This window comes from Streptomyces sp. NPDC057099 (genome assembly GCF_042671245.1).
Taxonomy (GTDB): domain Bacteria; phylum Actinomycetota; class Actinomycetes; order Streptomycetales; family Streptomycetaceae; genus Streptomyces; species Streptomyces purpurascens.
In genome coordinates, this window is sequence record NZ_JBHUTX010000007.1 from 232,553 (window position 1) to 251,576 (window position 19,024).

Here is a 19,024-nt window from a genome sequence, read left to right on the forward strand (position 1 = left end):
CGCGCCGCCGCGGACGGCGACCTGCCCCGATTCGGGACGCTAGCACGCACCCCGCCGGACGGAGCCCGGACGGGCCGCGACCTGCGGGGTGCGGTGGTGCCGGTGGGTGCCCCGGCTCAGCCGATGCGGGTGAGCTTGTCCGCGAAGCCCGGCTCCACGAGGTCCTCCTGGAGGGCGACCGGAACCTTGACCGCGCTGCTGCTGCCGTCACCGACGGTGAGCGTGCCCACCTTCTTGCCGGCCTTGGCCGTGTGCGGCAGCTCGTCCGGGGCGAACGTCAGCTTGACGGACAGGCCCGCCCAGCCGACGGCCGTGACGTCCTCGGTGACGGCGACCGGCGTACGGCCGCCGAGACCGTCGTCCGCGTACCCGACGATGTCGCCCTTCTTCAGGATCGTCGCCGACTCCAGCGCGCCCTGCGCGGCCCGGATCAGCTTGTCGCCCTCGTGCAGCGCGGCACCCAGGATCGTGTTGTCCGGACCGCCGGCGGGCTGGCGCACCACGGCGCCGATGACCCGGTGGGTCTCGCCGTCGACGTCCTTCTTCGCCGCGAAGACGAGGTTGCCGAGCGCCGAGGTGGTGGTGCCGGTCTTGATGCCGGTGACGTCGTTGTAGCCGACCAGGCGGTTCCAGTTGTCGTGCTTGGTGCCCTTGTAGTCGACGTACGACATCATCGCCGCGACCTCGCGGAAGGCGGGCTGCTCCATGGCGGCCCGGGCGAGCTTCACCTGGTCCACGGCCGTGGACACGGTGGTGTTGTTCAGGCCCGAGGGGTCGGTGTACGTCGAGTTCTTCATGCCGAGGTCCTTGGCGGCGTCGTTCATCTTCTGCACGAACGCCTTCTCCGACCCCGCGTCCCAGCGGGCCAGCAGTCGCGCCACGTTGTTCGCGGACGCGATCAGGATGCTCTCCAGAGCCTCCCGCTGGGTGAGCTTGTCGCCCTTCGTCACATCGACGGTGGACTCCTGGCCGGCGTCGGACTGGTCCTCGGCCGCCTGGTCGATCCCGATCTTCGGCCCGTCCTCGCCGCTCTTGAGCGGGTGCTCGCGCAGGATCACATAGGCGGTCATGACCTTGGCGACACTCGCGATCGGCACGGGCTTCTGCTCGCCGGACGAGCCGAACGTACCGATGCCCTGCACGTCCAGCGCGGCCTGGCCGTCGGCCGGCCAGGGGATGTCGACCTTGCCGCCCTCGAAGGTGTAGGTGTCCTTCGCGGTGAGCTGGAGCGTGGGCGTCGGCAGCGGGCGCACGTTCTGCACGACCGCGAAGACGATCACGAGCAGCAGCGCCAGCGGCGTCCAGATCTTCACCCGCCGTACGGCCGTCCGCAGCGGGGTGTCCGGGGGCGGCGGGGTGTTCGTCAGCTCCGCCAGCATGTCCAGCGGCGGCCGCGGCGGCAACGGCTGCTGCGTGGTCCGCTCGGGGCTGACGGTGGGGACGGGGGCGGTGGCTTCGGCAGGGGCGGGCGCGGGGGCGGGTGCGGGTGCGGGTGCGGCCGGCGTGGCCGGCTTCCGCGTCGCCGGGTCGTCCAGCGGCTTCAGCGCGACGAACTTACTGGTCCGCTCGGCTTCCTTCTCGGGAGCGTCCTTGCCCTTGGCCGCACCCCCGATCTTCAACATCGTCGTCGGCTGATCGACGGCCGGCCGCGGCGCCTTGAACACAGCGGTGGGCTGATCGACCCGAGCTCCGGCGGAGCCGTCACCGTCGTCGCCCGACTTCTGCGCCTCGCCGCCGCCTTCGCCTTCGGCACCGGGGTCCTCGTCGGAGTCGTCGGAGTCGTTGGCGCGGGGGTCCTTGGGCTTGGCGGCCTTGGCATCGGCGTCCGCCGTGCTGTCGGTCGTCGGCTCGGTCTCGGAGTCGTCGGAGGCGCGGGGGTTCTTGGGCTCGGCGGCCTTCGGCTCGGCCTCGGAGACGCGGGGGTCCTTGGGCTCGGCGGTCTTGCCGTCGGCGTCCGCCGTGCTCCCGGTCTTCGACGCGGCCTTGCCGTCGGTCTTCGCGGTGCTGCCCGCTTCACTCGCCGTGCTGTCGTCCTCGGCGGGCTTCGTGCCGGCTTCGGACGTGGCGGTGCCCGGCTCGCTGTCGGCGTCGGCCTCGGGGGCGTCCGCGTCCGTGGTCTCGGCGGTGGCGGAACGGTCCGCCTCGGGCTCGTCGTCCTCGTCCTGGCTCGCCTCGGCGCCCTCGGAAGCCTCCTCTGCGGCTTCCTGGGCCCCAGGGGCGTCCTTGGGCTCGTCCGGGCTCTCGCCCGCGCTCTCGGCGGCCTCCTGGCCGTCCCGGGCGTCCGCGTCGGCCTCCGCGGACTCGTCCGCGCTCTCGGCCTCCTGGTCGCCCTTCTCGCCCTTCGCGGGCTCGTCCGTGCCCTCGGCGGCCTCGCGGCCGTCCGTGGCGTCCTTCTCGGCGCCCTCTGCGGGCTCCTTGCCCTCGTCCGCGTCCGCCGACGCGACCCACGCGGCCACCGCGTCCCGCAGCCGGCCGTTGCTGCCCGCGGTGTCGTCACCCTGACCGGAGCCGGAAGCCTCGGCGGCACCCTTCGCAGGCTCCCGGGCCTCATCAGCCGCCGCGCCCGCGCCGCCCTCGGCGTCACTCGCGGCGTCGCTGTCGCCCGCCGTGCCCACGGCATCCGGGTGGCTGTCGCCCGACACGGCGCCAACCGCCGCGTCGTCTTCGCCCGCGTCGCTGTCGCCCGGCTCGGCGTCGCCCGCCGCGCCCTCGGCGTCCGCGTGGCTGTCGCCCGGCTCGGCGTCACCCGCCGTGCCCACGGCATCCGCGTGGCTGTCGCCCGACACGGCGCCAACCGCCGCGTCGTCTTCGCCCGCGTCGCTGGCGCCCGGCTCGGCGTCACCCGCCGCGCCCTCGGCGTCCGCGTGGCTGTCGCCGGGCTCGGCGCCAACCGCCGCGTCGTCTTCGTCCGCGTGGCTGTCGCCCGGCTCGGCGTCGCCCGCCGCGCCCTCGGTGCCGGCGTCTCCGTCACCCCGCCCGGCATCCCCCGCCACGCCCTCGGCGTCCGCGTCGCCGTCGCCCTCCTCGGCGTCAGGCGTCGCGTCGGCGGGCCCCTTGGGGGCGGGGGCGTCGGACGGGGAGTCCGTCGGGTCGTCCGTGGTGCGGACGGAGAACACGCGGGTCGCCGTGTCGACGCCGCCGCGTGCGGAGGACTTCTCCGTGTCCCGGGACACCGGGACGCGCGGGTCGCGGGGGGACTCCGCGGACGCCTCGCTCCTGGCTTCCGGAACCGGACTCGCGCTCCCCGACGTCTTTTGTGCCGACGACTCGCGCTTCTTCGACCTGTCGGGGGACTCGCCCGCCACCGATGCCTCCTCCTCGCGCCGCACTCCCCGCGTACGCGTAACGAACCGTGAACCGCCGCCGTGACACCGCTCCCCGGCGCTGTCCGAACCATGTACCAGTGTCCTGTGTACGGGTCGAACCCATCCGGTAGACGAGAACGACATACCTACTGGTTCCACTACGAACCGGTCACGCACCCTCGACAGACCAATGTGAGAGGGGTCACCCTGTCTGTCATCCACGCGGGGAGGCATGGATGGGCAGGAGCCGCAGAACACTTCCGGAGGAGCTTCTGCTGCTGGCATTGGACCCGACCACGGGTACCACTGCACAGCCGCAGTCGCTCGACCTCGGTCTGGCCGGAGCACAGCTAGTAGAGCTGGCGCTGGCCGGACGGATAGCCCCAGACGGGGATCGTATCGCCGTGGTGGCACCACGGCCGACTGGAGATCCAACACTGGACTGCGCATTGGAGTTGCTGCGAAGGCGTGGCGCTCCCGTGCGGGCCGTCCACTGGATTGGCGGGCCGCGACTGGGGCTCCGCCAGACCTACCTCTCGCATCTGGAGCGGTGCGGCATGGTGCATGCCGTGGCGGGCCAGATGTGCGGAGTGCTGCCGACGACTCGTTACCAGGCGACGGACACCGAAATCAGCCGGGAGATCAGGGCCAGGCTGGATTCCGCGATCCGCACCGGCGTACCGCCGGACCCGCGGACCGCCGCGCTCGCCGCCCTGGCACACGCGGTCGGCCTCGGCAAGCACCTGTATCCGGGGAACGAGGGACGCTCGTCCCGGTCCCGGCTGCGGGACCTGATCAGGCACGACCCCATGGGCGGTCTCGTCGCGCACGCCGTGATGGACGTCCAGAACGGCGTGGCCGCGCAGCCGCGCCGCAACCCGGCACCGCCCGGCCGCCAGGCCGCCGGCGGAGCCAGGCCCGCAGTGGAACCCGCCCGCGGTGTTCCGATGCAGCCGCACCGCGGAAGCATGGCCCGCGTCCCGGCCCACTGAGCCGCGCCGCACCACCGGCACGACGCCGCACCCACGACCCGGTCACGGGAGCCGCTGTCCGAGCGGGGCGGGGAGAGCACACACTCTCCCCGCCCCGCTCGGCGTGCCTGTCCGAACTGGCGTGTACCCGTCGCATATCCACCGTTTCCCAGCGGTAGGAAGCACCTTGGTGGCAGTCTGCTCAACAGCAGATACGCAAAGTAGAGGCACGCAGCCGGAGGTGCACGTTCCCGTGGCGTCCAATGTCAATCCCACCGTCAGGCGGCGCCGGCTGGGCCAGGAGCTCCGCAGGCTCCGCGAGCTCAAGGGCATGACGGCCGAAGAGGTCGCCGAGCGGCTGCTGGTGTCGCAGTCGAAGATCAGCAGGCTGGAGAACGGCCGGCGCAGCATCAGCCAGCGTGACGTGCGCGATCTGTGCGGCGTGTACGAGGTGGAGGACCAGCGCATCGTCGAATCGCTGATGCAGATGGCCAAGGACTCCCGGCAGCAGGGCTGGTGGCACGCCTTCGGGGACATCCCGTACAGCGTCTACATCGGCCTGGAGACGGACGCCGAGTCGCTCAGGGTCTACGAACCGCAGATCGTCACCGGCCTGTTGCAGACCCGCGCGTACGCCGAGGCCATCATCAGGGGCGGCTCGCCCGAGGCGTCGGAGGCGGACAACGACAAGCGCGTCGAGGTCCGGCTGCGCCGGCAGGGCCGTATCACCGCCGAGACGGACCCGCTGCGGCTGTGGGTGGTCCTGGACGAGGCGTCCCTGCACCGGATCGTCGGGAGCCGCCCGGTGATGCGCGAGCAGCTGGAGCACCTCGTCGAGATGTCCCAGCTGCCCCACATCACCGTGCAGGTCCTGCCGTTCGAGGTCGGCGCGCACGCCGGCATCAACGGCCAGTACTCGATCCTGGAGTTCGCCGACGCGGCCGACTCGAGCGTGGTGTACATCGAGGGCGTCACCAGCGACCTGTATCTGGAGAAGCCGCTCGACGTGCAGAAGTACACGGTGATGTACGAGCATCTGCGCGCCCAGTCGCTGAACGTGGACCAGTCGCGGCAGCTCATCGAGCGGATGGCGAAGGAGTACGCGCGGGGCTGGACCGGGGAGAAGTGACCTTTCGTCGGGCAAAGCGCGGGATGTTACACCCCTGACACGCCTGACTGGAAGTCTCCTCTGGAATATGCCATCCAGTCGAGTGAATGACTGCTCCGTACGAGGATGTTGGCGAGTAGCGTCGATCACGCCACCCACCAGCACGGGTTGGCGTAAACGCAACTGGCTACGGAGCGAACATGGCAATTCGTCTGGGCACCACGGAAACGTGGACGACGTCCTCCTACACCAACAACAACGGCGCGTGCGTGATGGTCAGGTCGACCGTCGACGAGGCCCTGGAGCTCGGGGACACCAAGATCCCCGAGGGCCCCAAGCTGGCGTTTCCCGCCGACGCGTGGAACGCCTTCGTGACGTCGGTCAAGGCCTGACCTCGCGCTCGACAACCGCACAAGCACCACCGACAGAGCCCTCTCGACCAGCATCGCCGTCCTTGCCGAGAGGGCTCCGCTCGTGCCCGGGGCTCCCTTGAGGGCTCAGCTCACCGGGAACGCCACGTCACACACCGGATCCTCCGCCCCCGTCGCCTCCCAGTCGGCGAAGTACACCTCCCGGCACGGGCCCGCCTGTTCCAGGCCCTCCCGGGCGATCCACTCCTCCACCGCCTCGAAGGCCGCCATGATCTGCGGATGGGCCACCTGCGCCTTGGTGATCCGGGTGTAGGCCAGCCGCTGGGCGGGGTGCACCGCCACCTTCGTCCCCCAGGTCCGGCCGTGCCTCTCGACCCACGCCCGGGCCGCCGCCTCGTCGGCCACGGGCACGCAGGACTCGGCGGGGCCGTCGCTCTCCATCGACACCTCGGCGTGGTAGACGACGAACGGCGCCGCCGTGACACCGCCGCACTCCCGCGCCGCCGACTCCAGCCGGCCCAGCGACGCCCCGATCCACGCGGGCAGCTCGCCCGCCAGCACATGCCGGGTCTCGGTGATCACCACCTGCGCGGGCACGTCCACCGTCTCGACCGCGAACTTCTCGTACATCTCGGAGCTCCTCCCCGACAGTCGTCCACGGAGGTACTCGGCGAGCGTCCGCTGCCCCGCGACCCGTGCCTCGACGTCCGCCCAGTACGTGCCGAGCAGAGCGGCCGCCGTGGGCCCGTCGCCCGCAGCGACCACCTCGGCGATCCGGGCGAGCGGCATGTCGAGCTGCCGCAGCATGGCCACGAGCCGGGCTTGCTCGACCTGGCCGGCGCGGTAGTAGCGGTAGCCGGTGGCCTCGTCGACCTGCGCCGGGGCCAGCAGCCCCAGCCGGTCGTACAGCCGCAGGGCCTTGGCCGAGAGCCGGGCGCGCGCGGCGAACGCCCCGATGGTGAGCAGGTCCCGGTCCGGTACGTCCACCACGGCATCCTCCGTCACCGGGCGGCTCTTCCGCCCGGCGAGGAGGACACTCGGGCCTGCCCCAGGGGCAAGGTCAACCCGGTCGGGTGCGAGGCCTCAGGCCAGCTGGGCCTCCACCGCCCGCACGACCTCGTCCGACTCCGGCTCGGTCTGCGGCGAGAAGCGGGCGACGACCTGGCCGTCCCGGCCGATGAGGAACTTCTCGAAGTTCCAGCGGATGTCGCCGCTGTGCCCCTCGGCGTCGGCGAAGCCGGTCAGGCGGTCGTACAGCGGGTGCCGGTCGTCACCGTTGACCTCGACCTTCTCGGTCAGCGGGAAGGTCACGCCGTACGTCGCCGAGCAGAACTCCGCGATCTCCTCGGCGCTGCCGGGCTCCTGCCCGAGGAACTGGTTGCAGGGCACACCGAGGACGGTGAAGCCGCGCTCCGCGTACTGCTCCTGGAGCTTCTCGAGCCCCGTGTACTGCGGGGTCAGGCCGCACTTGGAGGCGACGTTCACCACGAGCACGGCCTTGCCCGCGTACTGGGACAGGTCGGCGGAACCGCCCTGCAGTGCACCGATCTGGACGTCGAGGGGAGAGGAACCGTTGGAAGTCGTCATGCCCGGAGCCTAGCTCCGGCGGGTGCCGGACCGGTTCCCGGCCTCCACGGCCTCGACCAGGACTTGACCGGCCGCCGTCCGTGAGTACAGCACCGACCTGCCCGCCCGCCGCCGCTCCACCAGTCCGGCGTCCAGCAGCACCCGCAGATGCCGCCCCACCGAGCCGAGCCCCTGCCCGGTCACGGCGACCAGCTGGCTGGTGCTCAGGGGGGAGCCGAGCCGGACCAGCACACCGGCGCGGCCGGTGCCGAGCAGCGCGCCGAGGCTCGCGGGCACGGGTGCGTTGTCCGCGTCGGCGAGGGCGCCGGCGCACGGGTAGATCAGCGCGTACCGGTCCGTCCCCTCCCACGCGACCCAGCCGATGCGCTGCGTGGTGACGGGCACGAACACGAGCTCGGCGCCGGACGCCTCGCGCGGCGGGTACTCGTGCGCGTTGACCTGTAGCCGGTTCTCCCCGAGCCACCGCGTCCCCGGCCGCAGCGCGTCCAGCGCGGACGCCCAGCCGCCCCGGCTGACCTGCGCGGTCCGTGCGACCACATCCGCTTCGAGGATGCGCCGGCGGTGCGGCCAGTAGGGGCGTACGGCCGTGGTCCAGACGTACGTCAGAAGATCCGCGGCGCGCTCCGGGAGGTCGTCCCGCTCCAGCCGTTCCGGGACCGGGCCGCGCAGGGAGACGGTGAGGTCGGCGCGGGCCGCCCCCGGGCACGCCGCCCGCACGCGCGCCACCCCCTGCTCGAAGGGCTCCCCGTCGCGTGGGGCGGGGGAGAGGAAGTCGGCCGTCCACTCCCGCCCGATCCCGGCCCGGACGAGCAGCGCGGTCACCGGGTCCCGGGCCAGCCGCCGCCGGTAGTCCGGCAGATGGGCGTCGAGCCACCGGCGCTCACCGGGATGCGCGGCCTCGGCCGTGTGCAGCAGCCGCAGACTCGCGAAGGCCTCGGCGAACGGCGAGATCACGAACCGGCTCCCGGCCAGGGTGTCGGCGTTGACCTGCCACCAGCCCATCGCGCACCCCCCTGCTCCCCGATGTTTCGCCCCTGCGCGAAACAATAACCGTGCCGTTCGGGCCGTCGGAGACTCCGCGCATGCGCAGCTACCGCGAACTGTTCCGCACCCCCGAGTTCACCCCGTTCTTCCTGGCCGCGTCGGCCCAGACGGTCGCCCAGACCATGGGAGGCCTGGCCCTGGGCACCCTGGTGTACCGGGCGACCGAGTCGCCGCTGCTGTCCGCGGTGAGCATGTTCGGCTCGTCGCTGGTGCAGGTGCTGGGCGCGACGTTCCTGCTCTCGGCGGCCGACCGCCTGCCCCCGCGCGCGGCCCTGACCGCCCTGCCCCTGCTCTTCGCTGCGGCCACGGCCGCCCTGGCGCTGCCCGGCCTGCCGGTCTGGGCGCTCCTCGTGATCGTCCTGGCCAAGGGGCTGGCGGAGTCGGTGGGAGGGGGAGTGCGCTGGGGCCTGCTGAACGAGATCCTCTCCAAGGACGGCTATCTGCTCGGCCGCTCGGTCTTCAACATGATGAGCGGCCTCATGCAGATCGCCGGCTACGCGACCGGCGGCGCCCTGGTGGCGCTGCTGTCCCCCCGGGTGTCCCTGCTGACGGCCGCCGCCCTGTACGCCATGGCCGCCGTAGTCGTCCGCCTTGGCCTGACCCGCCGCCCGCCCCGGACGACGGGCCGCCCCTCGGTCGCGGCGACCTGGCGCGCCAACGCGCTGCTGTGGTCGTCCGCGCCCCGCCGCCAGGTCTGTCTGGCCCTCTGGATCCCCAACGGCCTGATCGTCGGCTGCGAATCCCTCTATGTCTCCTACGCCCCCGAGTCCGCGGGCACCCTGTTCGCCTGCGCCGCGCTGGGCATGCTGGCCGGGGACGTCCTGGTGGGCCGCCTGCTCCCGCCGCGCCTGCGCCCCCGCCTCGGCTTCCCGCTCCTGCTGCTCCTGGCCGTCCCGTACGTGCCTTTCCTCCTGCACCCGGACGTCCCCCTGGCGGCCGCCGCGGTCACCCTGGCCTCCGTCGGCTTCGGCGCGAGCCTCGTGCAGCAGGAGCGCCTGGTGGCCCTGACCCCCGACGCCCTGACGGGCCATGCCCTGGGCCTGCACTCGGCGGGCATGCTCACGATGCAGGGCGTGGCCGCGGCGCTCGCGGGCTCCGTGGCCCAACTGACCTCCCCGGCGGTGGCGATGACGGCGATGGCGACGATGTCGACGGGAGTGACGCTGTCCCTGATGGTGGCGGGAAGGCGTGCGGAGGGGGCGGTCGCACCCCTGGCACGGAAGGCATGACCCCGGGGGGATTTCGGCTACTCGACGCCAGAGCCCCTTTGATGCTCCCTCTCCGCCTCGGCGAACACCTCGGGAACCTCGTTGTCGACCACGACCCGTGACAGCAGCACGGCCAGCCGTTCCCGTTCGACGCCGTTGAGTCCGGCCGGCAGGGCCTCCATCCGGCGTACGGTCTCGGCGTAGAACTTCCCGGCGAGCGAGGCCCCTTCCTCCGTCAGCCCCACCCGCACGGCCCGGCCGTCCCTCGGGTCGGCCTCCCGCCGTACCAGCCCCCGGCGCACCGTCCGGTCCACCAGCCCGGTCAGGCTCGACTTCGCCAGCCCGAGCGTCTCCCCGAGCTCCCCCATCCCGTACGGCTGCGGCATCAGCACGCACAGCAGCTGTCCCTGCTGGGGCGTCAGTCCGTACGCCCGGCTGGCCTCCGCGTAGACACCGTCCACCAGGAACGCCGCCCGCACCAGCGCGGCGACGACACCCACCTGCCCGCCTGCCCCGTTCCCCATCGGGTCAGGGTACCGAGCGGTAGGACCGGCCTCGGCCGGTTCGGCGGCGTACCGGTCACTCCTCGTCCGGGGCCTCGCCCTCGATGAGCCGTTCCGCGATGTCGTCGGCCCACTCCTGCGCCCAGCGGCGCAGTCCGGCGACGGCGGAGACCTCGAGACCATGGACGGTGAACGCCCGGTCGTCGATCCAGTCCGTGCCGGTCAGCCGGGCCTGGAGGTCGGTGAGGTCGAAGGTGTCGGGGGCGTGGCGGCGGCCGAGTTCCTCGAGTTCGGGGTGGCTCCAGCGGGCCGAGGCGGCGTGTACGTCGACCAGGTCGCGGGCGAGTCCCCGGTCGGCCAGGTCCCGCACGCGGGTGCCGACGAGGTCGTCGAGGGAGAGCGCGGGCCCGAGCTCCGTCAGCACGGGCGGGCGCCACAGCACCTCCTTGTGGACGCCGACGTCGTACTCCTGCTCGGTCGCCGCGTCGGTGACGAGGAACTGGGCGGACAGCGGCTCGGTCTCCCGCGTCTGCACGAGCCAGCCACGCGCCACCAGCCCGGCCCGGACGGCATCGGCGACGACCTCCATCCCGGCGGGGTCCTCGGTCGCCACGTCCACATCCGGCCCGGCCCGCTCCACGAGCCCGTGCGCCAGCACCGCGTACCCGCCCGAGAGGACGAGCGAGTACTCCTCACCGACCGCGAGAAGATCCCCGACGAGACGGTTGCGCGGCTCGGGGGCGGGGGGTGGGGTGATCATTCCCTGATTATCGTCCCGGGGCTGTGGATCTTTAGGGGCGCGGGGAACTGCGCGACCAGCTCACACGGCGCGTCACCGAACCACGAACCGCTACAGCTTGCGCCCCACACCGCAATACGCATCCACAGCGGAATCAAGGTCCGACACCTCAGCCCGCCACTCCGAAACCCGCACCACGCCCGGCCTGACCAACTCCAGCCCGTCGAAGAACCCGGCGATCTCGGCCACGGTCCGCACGTAATACGGCACCGCACCACTCGCGTTGTACGCCTCCGACGCCGCGATCATGCCCTCACTCGTGGCCGTGCTGTCGCTGATCACCAGGTGGCTGCCGGCCGGCAACCCGGCCATCAGCCGCCGCACCAGCTCACGCGCCCGCTCGTAGTCGGCGACATGCCCCAGCGTGTTGAGGATCATCAGCCCGACCGGCCGGGACAGATCGAGCGTGCCCGCGGCGGCCTCCAGGACGGCCTCGGGGTCGTACAGGTCGGCGTCCAGATACGCGGTGACGCCCTCGGGCGTGCTGGTGAGCAGCGCGTTGGCGTGGGCCAGCACGATGGGGTCGTTGTCGACGTACACGATCCGGGCGTCCGGTGCGACGCGCTGGGCGACCTCGTGCGTGTTGTCGGCGGTCGGCAACCCGGTCCCTATGTCCAGGAACTGCCGGACGCCCTGCTCCTCGGCCAGCTGCCGGACGGCCCGTCCCAGGAAGCGGCGGCTCGTGACCGCCACGTCGACCAGGCCCGGAAAGATCGACTTGATCTGGTCGCCGATCTCGCGGTCGATCTCGTAGTTGTCCTTGCCGCCGACGAAGTAGTTCCAGAAGCGGGCCGAGTGCGGCTTGGAGGTGTCGATACGGGCACGCAGGCTGTCGTCGAGCACGGCAGGGCCTCCTGGGGGGTGGGAAAGGGGCACCGTTCCACCAACCTAGGCGAACCCCTCGGCCGGTCACCGAAGTTGCCCACTCCCCGTCACTCACCACCATGGCGTTTCGGCCACCCCGGGCCGACCCGTCCGGGTCAGACGCCGCGCGGCGAAACCCCACCGAGACGCCCGGCCCCGCCACTGCCGCCCCCGTGCCCCCGCGTCGCGAGCCACACGCCCCGTCCCACGGCCCACAGCAGCAGCCCGGCGGCGACCGGCGTACCGAAGATGATCAGCATCCCGGCCCCGATGTTGGCCCCGACCACCCCCGCGGTCAGAACCCTCCACCCCACACCGACCATGAGCCCCACGACCACGAGCGGCCCGAGCACCCCCCACCACCGCCGGTCCAGCGCCCCACTCCGCGCCGCCCGCACCAGCACCGCGGCCCCGGCCCCCGCCAGCACCAGCGCGAGCCCGCCGACCACCGCCGCGACACCGTCCCCGATGCCCCACGGCTGGTAGGCATAGTCCAGCTCACTCGCCGGCAGCCCGTCGTAGTTCTGCTGCCCCATCAGCCCCCAAGCCGCGACCGGCACCCCAAGCGCGAGCGCGACCCCTGCGGAAAGCTTTCCCCGATTCGTCATACACCCATGGTCACGGGCCCGGGGCGGGTCCGTCATGAGCCCGCGTACTCAAGTACGTGGGCCTATCGCCCGGGTGGCGCGATGGCCCGGGCTGCATCGCGCCGATTCCGAGCGTCCCTCAGCCGGGTGCCACGGCACGCCCCGTCTGTGGGGAGATCATGCCCGCGCACAGGCCCCGGGCCGTCAGGTTCTGGGCGATGCGGGGGACGGCTGCGAGGGTGTTGGCGGGTCAGTCGTGCAGGAGGATGATCTGGCCGTTGGTGAGGCGGGCGGTGGCCTGGACGATCGCGTCGGTGCTCGCGCCGTTCCAGTCCTGGGAGTCGACGTGCCAGATGATCTCGGTCAGGCCGTGCCGGGCCGCGATGGACTTCACGGTCGCGTTGGTCTCGCCGTAGGGCGGGCGGAAGAGTTTCGGGGTGCCGCCGCCCGCGCTCGCGACGGCCTGCTGGGTGCGGGAGATCTCCGAGTCGATCTGTGCCTGGCCGAGCTGGGTCAGGTGGGGGTGGGTGTAGCTGTGGTTGCCGATCCACATGCCGGCGGACACCTGGGCCCGGACCAGGGACGGGTTGGCGGCGGCGTACTGGCCCTGGTTGAACATCGTGGCCCGCAGCCCGTTCTGCCGGAGCGCGTCGAGGAGCCTCGTGGTGTTGCCGGAGGGGCCGTCGTCGAAGGTGAGTCCTACGTAGCCGTTGCAGGCGGCGGCCTGTGCGGGGGCGGTGGTGACCGTGAACGCGGCCGCTGCGGTCAGGAGGGCGGTGAGCAGCGCGACGCGCGCTGTGGCGGCCATCGTCAGCGCACCGTGATGCTGGAGCTGCCGCTGCTCTGGTAGCCCTCGGTCGCCATGATCATGTAGTACTTGAAGCTGCCCAGGGGCATCCCGGCCCGGGCCCAGGCGTCGAAGTGGTTGCCCGCGGTGATGGTGCCGCCCGTGCGCTTGGACTGCCGCACGCTCCAGTACTGGTCGAAGGTCTTCGTGCCCTCGACGGACGGGGCGTTGTAGCGCGTGGTCTTGTAGATGTCGTACGTGCCGCCGTCGCTGGTGACGGTGCCCTTGTACGTTCCGGTCGGCCGGTACGTGCCCCAGTTGTCGACGATGTAGTACTCGATGAGCGGGTTCGCGGTCCAGCCGTAGAGGGTCAGGTACGAGTTGCCGGACGGGTTGAAGGTGCCGGAGTAGGTCACGCTGCGGCGGGCGCCGGTGGCCCAGCCCTTGCCGGCGACGAAGTTCCCGGTGTTCCGCCATGACGTGCTGTAGCTGCCGCCGGCGGACAGGTTCATGGAGACCGTGCCCTGGCTGTCGGTCCAGAACGAGTAGTAGTAGCCCTCGTGGGTGCCGGTCTGGTTCCTCGTGACGACCGTGTCGGCGTGGGCGGTGCCCGGCAGGGCCAGGACGGCCAGCGCGACCAGCAGCATCGTGCAGACACCGCTGATGAGCAGCCGTAAGCGGCTGAGTGCGTTGCTCATGGGCGTGCTTCCTCCATCGTCCTCGTGGGGTGGACGGGGGTGCTCTGTCACCCGGGAGTGTTGGCTTGGCCCTGTCAACTGTCAATGGTTTCGGTGATTGTTGCGAAAGATTCGTCAGCCCGTTCACCGGGGCCGGAGTGTATTTCCGCTGTTCGGCGACTGGTTGGGGCTGGGATGCGTCGGATGTGATGAGGGCGGAGGGGGCATCCCAGCCGGACCAGCGAATTCCGCTACTCGAATCTTTCGAACCGTTTCCGGATCAAGTGGCCCTCACACCCCGCGTGTCCGCATGATCCGCCCCATCCGCGCCTCCAGCTCCGCCCGTTCCTCCGCCGCCCGCTCGGCCTGGGCCCGCTGGTGCTCCTGCTCCAGGCGGCGCATGCGGTCGGCCGTGTCCCACTCCACCCGGTGCCGCTGCACGTCGTGCTCCATGCGGGCGCAGGTGTGCTGCACCTGGAGTTCCTCGGCGTACAGCTTGCGGCTCGCCCGGTGGCGGGCGCCGAGCAGGGTGTCGTAGGTCGTGGCGCCGCTGAGGACCTTGGCCAGGACGGGCATGGCGTCCAGGCAGAGCAGGAGCAGGTGCAGCACGATCGTCAGGAACAGGGCGAAGCCGTCCGACTCGGCGACCTGCTTGAGGCCGGCCGCCCGGGTGAGGATGCCGTCGGTGTCCAGATCGGCGGCACGCTGCCGGGTCTTGTCGTCGACGGCCTTCTGCAGCAGCGGCTGGTAGTCGTCGGCGGCCCCGTCCTTACGCGCGGCCAGCTTCTGGCCCTGGGCGACCAGACCCTCCAGCTTCTTCTCGTACGTCTCGACCTTGCTGTTGTCTTTGTAGTCCGAGGCCGCCTTGCGGGCCCGCTCGCAGGTGATGGTGACGTCCCGCACCCCGTTGCGCACGATCCAGTACTTCGGCCCGCACAGGCGCTGTTCGGTGGACTGCTTGGCGCTGAGGGTCTTGTTGATGCCGGCGACCTGGGTGCTGAGGGACTTGACGCGGTCGTCGTTGCTCTTGATCTGGCGGGCCAGTTCGGCGGGGGAGCCCGCCACCTTCAGCTGGTAGCGGGCGCACTCGCGGCGGCCGGTGGTGGAGGCGCCGTCCGTGGGATTGCAGGAGACGAGCATGCCCCGGTAGTCGGCGACCTTCTGCTCGTTGCCGACGGCTATCGACTGGCGGATCTCCTTGTCGAAGATCTGGAAGAGGATCGGCTCGGCGATGAACAGACCGAGCAGCACCGAGAGGAGGAAGCGCACCAGCAGCGTCCACTTGCGGACCGTCGTGCCGTGGGTGCTGGAGACCAGCCAGCTGTCCAGGGCCAGGATCACCCAGAACCAGACGACGGCGACGCCGATGGCCGCCGCCAGGGGCAGGTCGGAACGGAAGCTGGAGAGGGCCAGGACCATGGAGATCGCGCCCAGCAGGGCCGTGTTGACGACGAGCGCGCCGTACCAGGTGTAGCGGGCGCGCTCCTCCGGCACCCAGTCCAGCAGGGGTTCGTCGATGCCGATCAGCCGGCGCAGCCGGAGTGTCCATCCGGCGGCGGGCGGCGCCGGGCGCGACTGGCTCCGGTGCTCGTCGTAGGCCGTGCTGTCGGCCGGGCGGAGCGGCGTGTCAGTTGCCAAGGCTCCCCTCCTGGTTCGCCGGGTCGAAGTCGTCGGCGTCGTCACCGTCGACCGGAGCGGGCGCGGCCTCGGAGGTGCGCCCGGGCGCCCGGCGCAGCTCGCGCTTCACCCCGCCCTTCAGCTCCCCATTCGGCGTGCTCTGGGCGGGCGGGACGTCGCCGACGCTGTTGATGAAGGCACCCGCGTCGTACATGGTGCTGTCGAACAGGCCCCGGTCGATGGCCTGTTTGCCCAGCGTGGCCCGGACACTGAGCTGCTGCTTCGCCAACTCGTGCTGGTCCCGCTGGAGTTCCTTGGCGTCCTCGCGCTTCTCGTGGCGCTGCCGCAGCCGGTCGTCGTGCTCCAGGTCCCAGCGCCGGGCGGCCTCCTGGCGCTGGGCCTTGGTCTGCTCCCGCTCCTCGCCGCGGGCCAGCTCCTGGCGCCGGTCCTCGCGTTCGACCTGCCAGCGCAGATCGTCCCGGTCCAGGCCGCGGCGCGTCATCTCGTGGTCGCGGTCGAGCCGGAGGCGGTCGTCCTTGCGCGAGTCCCAGCGCTCCTCGGCCGCGTGCAGCCGCTTGGACAGCTCGTCGGCGCTGATGTCGCCGTTGCGCCAGGCGAGATAGTCGGCGGCGACCGGGTCCGCGCCGATCAGCTTGATGTCGTCCTCGATCTCGGCCCGGGTGAAACGGTTGCGCCGGCGCTCGATCTCCAGTTCGTAGTCCTGCCGCTCGGCACCGGCGCCGTGCTCGTAGCCCGTGCGCAGTGTCTCCTCCTCCTGCCGGTTGCGCTCCTTGCGCATCGCCTGGAGGTTGCGGATCTCCTCGTGCTTCAGCTCCAGTTCGGCCTCGCGCAGGGCCCGGTCCAGGGCCGCCTGCTGCTCCATCTCCTCCTGGTGGCGCAGGCGCGTGCGGTCCCGGCGGGCCCGCTCCATCTCCTCGACGTGCGCCGACATCTCCTCGGGCGTCAGGACCTCGATCGACCCGTGCCGGGCCCGGATCCCGGACACCAACGACGGCCGCATCTCGTGGTACGCGGTCAGCCGGGCGTCGATCCGGGCGCGTACGGCGGCCGTGTCGACGACGGGCAGGTCGCTGCCGTCCTCGGTGAGCCCCGGCACCTCGCGCAGATGGGCGAGCAGCAGCGCCTCCACGTCGGTGACGCCGTCGCGCACGACCGCGCTCGGGTCGGTGACCGTGCAGTAGAAGCAGGCCCGTACGGTGAAGTCGCCCGCCTCGGACGACGGGATCCGTGTCTCCACGACGACGGGCACCTCGATCCGCCGGTCCACGACCGTGACCGAGCTGGCCCCGGTCACCACCGGGTCGTCGGCGCGCAGCTGCCCGTGGTCCTCGACGTACTCCTCGCCGACCCGGAACACCCGCACATGGTGGGCGGCGACCCTGGGCAGCTCGTCGTCGGCGCGCGTCACCCGCTTGCGCCAGATGCCGCCGCGCCGGTCCGGCCGCCCGTACTCCCGCTGCTCGACGAGCGGGTATTTCTCAGCCATGCCTGTCAGCCCTCCGTGCTCAGTACGGCGGTAAGGAAGATCTCGACGAGGGCACCGGCCGCCTCGTCGGCGCGGGCGGCGACCTGCCGCAGGGCCGCGGCCAGCGGCGGACCGTCGTCCGGGGGCAGGGCCGCGCCCAGGGCCCCGCCGAAGCGTTCGGCCACCCGCTCGGGCCGCTCCGACACCGCAGGCAGCTCGCGCAGGGTGGTGTTCAGGGCGGCCAGGGCCCGGCCCCGGCGCGGCAGGTTGTCCAGGACGCCCGCCCACAGCTCGCCGATGGTGGCGGTCTGCCGGTCGTCCCGCTCCATCAGCGACGCGCACACCAGCCGCCCGGTCCGCGCGTCCCGGGCCCGCAGGACGATCAGCACGGCACCCAGGATGTTCTCCTTGGACTGCCCGGTCAGCGTCTCGCGCTGGGCCCGCAGTCGGTACGCGAGCGGCCGGAACACCGCGCCCGTGTTCTGCCCGCACTCCGCGAGGACCGCGACCAGACCGGCCAGCGCGAACGCCGCGTCCACGGACCGGACGCCCCCGCGGACCATCCGGAGCAGATTGGTGACCGCGTCCGTGGGGAAGCGCACGCCGAGCGCCCCGCTGAACGCCGCCGCCGCCGTCGACCGCAGCACCGGGTCGTAGGAGCGGGCCCAGCCCCGGGCCACGCCCAGCGCGGTCGAGGCGAGGCTCTCGTCCAGGCACATGCACTGCAGCACCAGCACGGCCGTCGACTGCCCGGCGGGACCGGCCGCGCCGCCCGCCCACGGGTGCAGATAGTTGTCGGCGACCTCGTCGAAGGCGGGCCGGGTGAGCAGCGCGAGCCCCTGCGCGACGGACAGCTGGAGCCCGAGCCCCGGCTGGGCGGCGACGAGTTCGGTGAGCCAGTCCCGTACGCCGTTCCAGTACGGCGTGGAGCGCTTGGTCCACAGCTCCTCCAGCGCCCACTGCCGGTACTGGGGGTGGGGGAAGACCAGCGCGGTACGGGTGAGCGCGCCGTTCTTCCGCTGCTCCACGGCGACCAGGTCGTTGCGGGACAGCGACAGCCGGCGGTCGACGGCGCGCCGGGCCGCCGCGGCCTGCTCCTCCTCGGTGACGGGTTCCGGGAACGCCGGCGCCACCCAGCCCTCCAGCCGCTCCTGGCAGGTCTCGAAGTCGCGGTAGCCGGCGCCGTTGACGAAGGCCAGCGTGGTGATCTCGGCCCACTCCTGCGGCGTACGGTCCCGGTCGAACCAGTCGCGCACGGGCTGGGCCGCGCTGCTGCCGTAGTCCTGCCAGACCTCGTCCGGCGCGGTGCCGGACGCGATCCGCTCGGCGGCCACGGCGACCTCCGCGATCCGGCACCCGCCGGGCATCAGCGACACGGCCCGCTCCACGGTGTCCTGCGCACACCCGGCCCGCACCAGCCGCACCCGCAGTACGGAGGTGAGGTCCGGGAGCCGCCAGGGCACGTGCCGTACGGACTCGACGACACCGCTCTCGACCGGGCGCACGGTGGTGACGACCAGGTGGGCGTCGTGCTCGCGGACGGTGTCGCGCACCCGCCGCCAGTCGAAGTCCGCCGTCTGGGAACTGTCCTCGCTCATCCGGTCGAGCAGGACGTAGCCGACGCCCTTCTCGAAGGCGACCTTCCCGCTCGCGAGGTCGTCCAGGCTGCGGCCGGGGGAGAGCACGACGTACTCCGACCCCTCCGCGAGGGCGTCGACGAGCGCCACGGCCCCGGACCGCTTGCCCGTGCCCGGCGGCGCGACCAGGACCACGACCCCGTCCTGTTCGAGGGCGAGCACGGCCTGCTCGAAGCAGGCGGGCTTGACGTAGGGCGCGAGGATCGCGTCCGCCTCGCCCGCGTCGAGCCGGCCCACGGCACGGCGCCGCGCGTTGTCGGAGCCGGCGGTGCCGATGCCGAACTGGGCGCCGGAGGCGTCGAGTTCTCCGTAGAAGTACTGGTTGACGTTGTTGTGGTGGACCTGCTCGGGCTGGTTCTGGTTCTGGTTCTGATTCTGGGTCTGGGTCTGGGGCTGCGGTTCGTCCGCGTGGTGCGCCTCTGGTGTGTCCTGGGCGCGCTGCTCGCTGTGTTCCTCGTGTTCCTCGTTCATCC

At 72.0% G+C, this 19,024-nt stretch carries 16 protein-coding genes and 1 pseudogene; 4 read left to right on the forward strand and 13 right to left on the reverse strand.

Going from position 1 to position 19,024, the window contains the following annotated elements:
- Positions 1-116 precede the first annotated feature (116 nt).
- Positions 117-2,759 (reverse strand): D-alanyl-D-alanine carboxypeptidase, encoded by a 2,643-nt coding sequence (locus ACFT4A_RS13180; RefSeq protein ID WP_382829123.1) that lies wholly within the window; start codon positions 2,757-2,759, stop codon positions 117-119.
- A 782-nt stretch (positions 2,760-3,541) separates the two neighbouring features.
- Here ACFT4A_RS13180 and ACFT4A_RS13185 point away from each other — a divergent pair.
- From ACFT4A_RS13185 to ACFT4A_RS13195, 3 genes are all read left to right on the forward strand, one after another.
- Positions 3,542-4,297 carry a GPP34 family phosphoprotein gene (locus ACFT4A_RS13185; RefSeq protein WP_382828958.1) on the forward strand — a complete coding sequence of 252 codons (756 nt, stop codon included), beginning with the start codon at positions 3,542-3,544 and terminating at the stop codon, positions 4,295-4,297.
- A gap of 232 nt (positions 4,298-4,529) precedes the next feature.
- On the forward strand, positions 4,530-5,405 hold the full coding sequence (locus ACFT4A_RS13190; protein ID WP_382828961.1) for a helix-turn-helix domain-containing protein: 876 nt from the start codon (positions 4,530-4,532) through the stop codon (positions 5,403-5,405).
- Positions 5,406-5,584: 179 nt separating this feature from the next.
- Complete coding sequence (locus tag ACFT4A_RS13195; protein WP_189726921.1) at positions 5,585-5,776, forward strand: DUF397 domain-containing protein; 192 nt, start codon at positions 5,585-5,587, stop codon at positions 5,774-5,776.
- 105 nt (positions 5,777-5,881) lie between these two features.
- Here the strand turns inward: ACFT4A_RS13195 and ACFT4A_RS13200 are convergent, their stop codons facing one another.
- The 3 genes from ACFT4A_RS13200 to ACFT4A_RS13210 form a co-directional block, all read right to left on the reverse strand.
- Positions 5,882-6,760, reverse strand: coding sequence for a MerR family transcriptional regulator (locus ACFT4A_RS13200; protein WP_382828964.1), 879 nt, complete (start codon positions 6,758-6,760; stop codon positions 5,882-5,884).
- A 78-nt stretch (positions 6,761-6,838) separates the two neighbouring features.
- Positions 6,839-7,342, reverse strand: a complete 504-nt coding sequence (locus tag ACFT4A_RS13205) for a glutathione peroxidase (RefSeq protein ID WP_382828967.1) — start codon at positions 7,340-7,342, stop codon at positions 6,839-6,841.
- A gap of 9 nt (positions 7,343-7,351) precedes the next feature.
- The gene (locus tag ACFT4A_RS13210; RefSeq protein WP_382828969.1) at positions 7,352-8,344 is read right to left on the reverse strand and encodes an ArsR/SmtB family transcription factor; all 993 of its coding nucleotides are present in this window, start codon (positions 8,342-8,344) and stop codon (positions 7,352-7,354) included.
- Between the two features lie 80 nt (positions 8,345-8,424).
- On the opposite strand from ACFT4A_RS13210, the gene ACFT4A_RS13215 reads away from it, so the two are divergent.
- Positions 8,425-9,615 carry an MFS transporter gene (locus ACFT4A_RS13215; RefSeq protein WP_382828972.1) on the forward strand — a complete coding sequence of 397 codons (1,191 nt, stop codon included), beginning with the start codon at positions 8,425-8,427 and terminating at the stop codon, positions 9,613-9,615.
- A 17-nt stretch (positions 9,616-9,632) separates the two neighbouring features.
- Here the strand turns inward: ACFT4A_RS13215 and ACFT4A_RS13220 are convergent, their stop codons facing one another.
- The 9 genes and pseudogenes from ACFT4A_RS13220 to ACFT4A_RS13260 form a co-directional block, all read right to left on the reverse strand.
- Positions 9,633-10,118 (reverse strand): MarR family winged helix-turn-helix transcriptional regulator, encoded by a 486-nt coding sequence (locus ACFT4A_RS13220; protein WP_382828975.1) that lies wholly within the window; start codon positions 10,116-10,118, stop codon positions 9,633-9,635.
- Positions 10,119-10,173: 55 nt separating this feature from the next.
- A complete protein-coding gene (locus ACFT4A_RS13225; RefSeq protein ID WP_382828977.1) occupies positions 10,174-10,857 on the reverse strand; it encodes a hypothetical protein in 684 nt (227 codons plus the stop codon).
- A gap of 90 nt (positions 10,858-10,947) precedes the next feature.
- Positions 10,948-11,739, reverse strand: a complete 792-nt coding sequence (locus ACFT4A_RS13230) for an SAM-dependent methyltransferase (RefSeq protein WP_382828980.1) — start codon at positions 11,737-11,739, stop codon at positions 10,948-10,950.
- Between the two features lie 137 nt (positions 11,740-11,876).
- Entirely contained in the window at positions 11,877-12,368 is a 492-nt protein-coding gene (locus ACFT4A_RS13235; RefSeq protein ID WP_382828983.1) for a hypothetical protein, read from the reverse strand.
- 124 nt (positions 12,369-12,492) lie between these two features.
- Positions 12,493-13,155: pseudogene (locus tag ACFT4A_RS13240) on the reverse strand (polysaccharide deacetylase family protein); the annotation flags it as partial.
- 2 nt (positions 13,156-13,157) lie between these two features.
- Positions 13,158-13,832 (reverse strand): glycoside hydrolase family 11 protein, encoded by a 675-nt coding sequence (locus tag ACFT4A_RS13245; RefSeq protein WP_382828986.1) that lies wholly within the window; start codon positions 13,830-13,832, stop codon positions 13,158-13,160.
- A gap of 270 nt (positions 13,833-14,102) precedes the next feature.
- Positions 14,103-15,449, reverse strand: a complete 1,347-nt coding sequence (locus ACFT4A_RS13250; RefSeq protein ID WP_382828989.1) for a DUF4407 domain-containing protein — start codon at positions 15,447-15,449, stop codon at positions 14,103-14,105.
- Positions 15,439-16,935: a hypothetical protein gene (locus tag ACFT4A_RS13255; protein WP_382828992.1), complete on the reverse strand. Its 1,497-nt coding sequence runs from the start codon at positions 16,933-16,935 to the stop codon at positions 15,439-15,441. The genes ACFT4A_RS13250 and ACFT4A_RS13255 overlap by 11 nt, the downstream gene beginning before the upstream one ends.
- Positions 16,936-16,940: 5 nt before the next feature.
- On the reverse strand, positions 16,941-19,022 hold the full coding sequence (locus ACFT4A_RS13260) for a hypothetical protein (RefSeq protein ID WP_382828994.1): 2,082 nt from the start codon (positions 19,020-19,022) through the stop codon (positions 16,941-16,943).
- Positions 19,023-19,024: the final 2 nt, after the last annotated feature.

Coding starts and splice junctions, on each gene's coding strand:
- ACFT4A_RS13215 (WP_382828972.1), top strand. CDS start 8,425: ATGCGCAGCTACCGCGAACTGTTCCGCACCCCCGAGTTCACCCCGTTC.
- ACFT4A_RS13225 (WP_382828977.1), bottom strand. CDS start 10,857: ATGATCACCCCACCCCCCGCCCCCGAGCCGCGCAACCGTCTCGTCGGG.
- ACFT4A_RS13195 (WP_189726921.1), top strand. CDS start 5,585: ATGGCAATTCGTCTGGGCACCACGGAAACGTGGACGACGTCCTCCTAC.
- ACFT4A_RS13245 (WP_382828986.1), bottom strand. CDS start 13,832: ATGAGCAACGCACTCAGCCGCTTACGGCTGCTCATCAGCGGTGTCTGC.
- ACFT4A_RS13205 (WP_382828967.1), bottom strand. CDS start 7,342: ATGACGACTTCCAACGGTTCCTCTCCCCTCGACGTCCAGATCGGTGCA.
- ACFT4A_RS13255 (WP_382828992.1), bottom strand. CDS start 16,935: ATGGCTGAGAAATACCCGCTCGTCGAGCAGCGGGAGTACGGGCGGCCG.
- ACFT4A_RS13210 (WP_382828969.1), bottom strand. CDS start 8,344: ATGGGCTGGTGGCAGGTCAACGCCGACACCCTGGCCGGGAGCCGGTTC.
- ACFT4A_RS13220 (WP_382828975.1), bottom strand. CDS start 10,118: ATGGGGAACGGGGCAGGCGGGCAGGTGGGTGTCGTCGCCGCGCTGGTG.
- ACFT4A_RS13185 (WP_382828958.1), top strand. CDS start 3,542: ATGGGCAGGAGCCGCAGAACACTTCCGGAGGAGCTTCTGCTGCTGGCA.
- ACFT4A_RS13260 (WP_382828994.1), bottom strand. CDS start 19,022: ATGAACGAGGAACACGAGGAACACAGCGAGCAGCGCGCCCAGGACACA.
- ACFT4A_RS13235 (WP_382828983.1), bottom strand. CDS start 12,368: ATGACGAATCGGGGAAAGCTTTCCGCAGGGGTCGCGCTCGCGCTTGGG.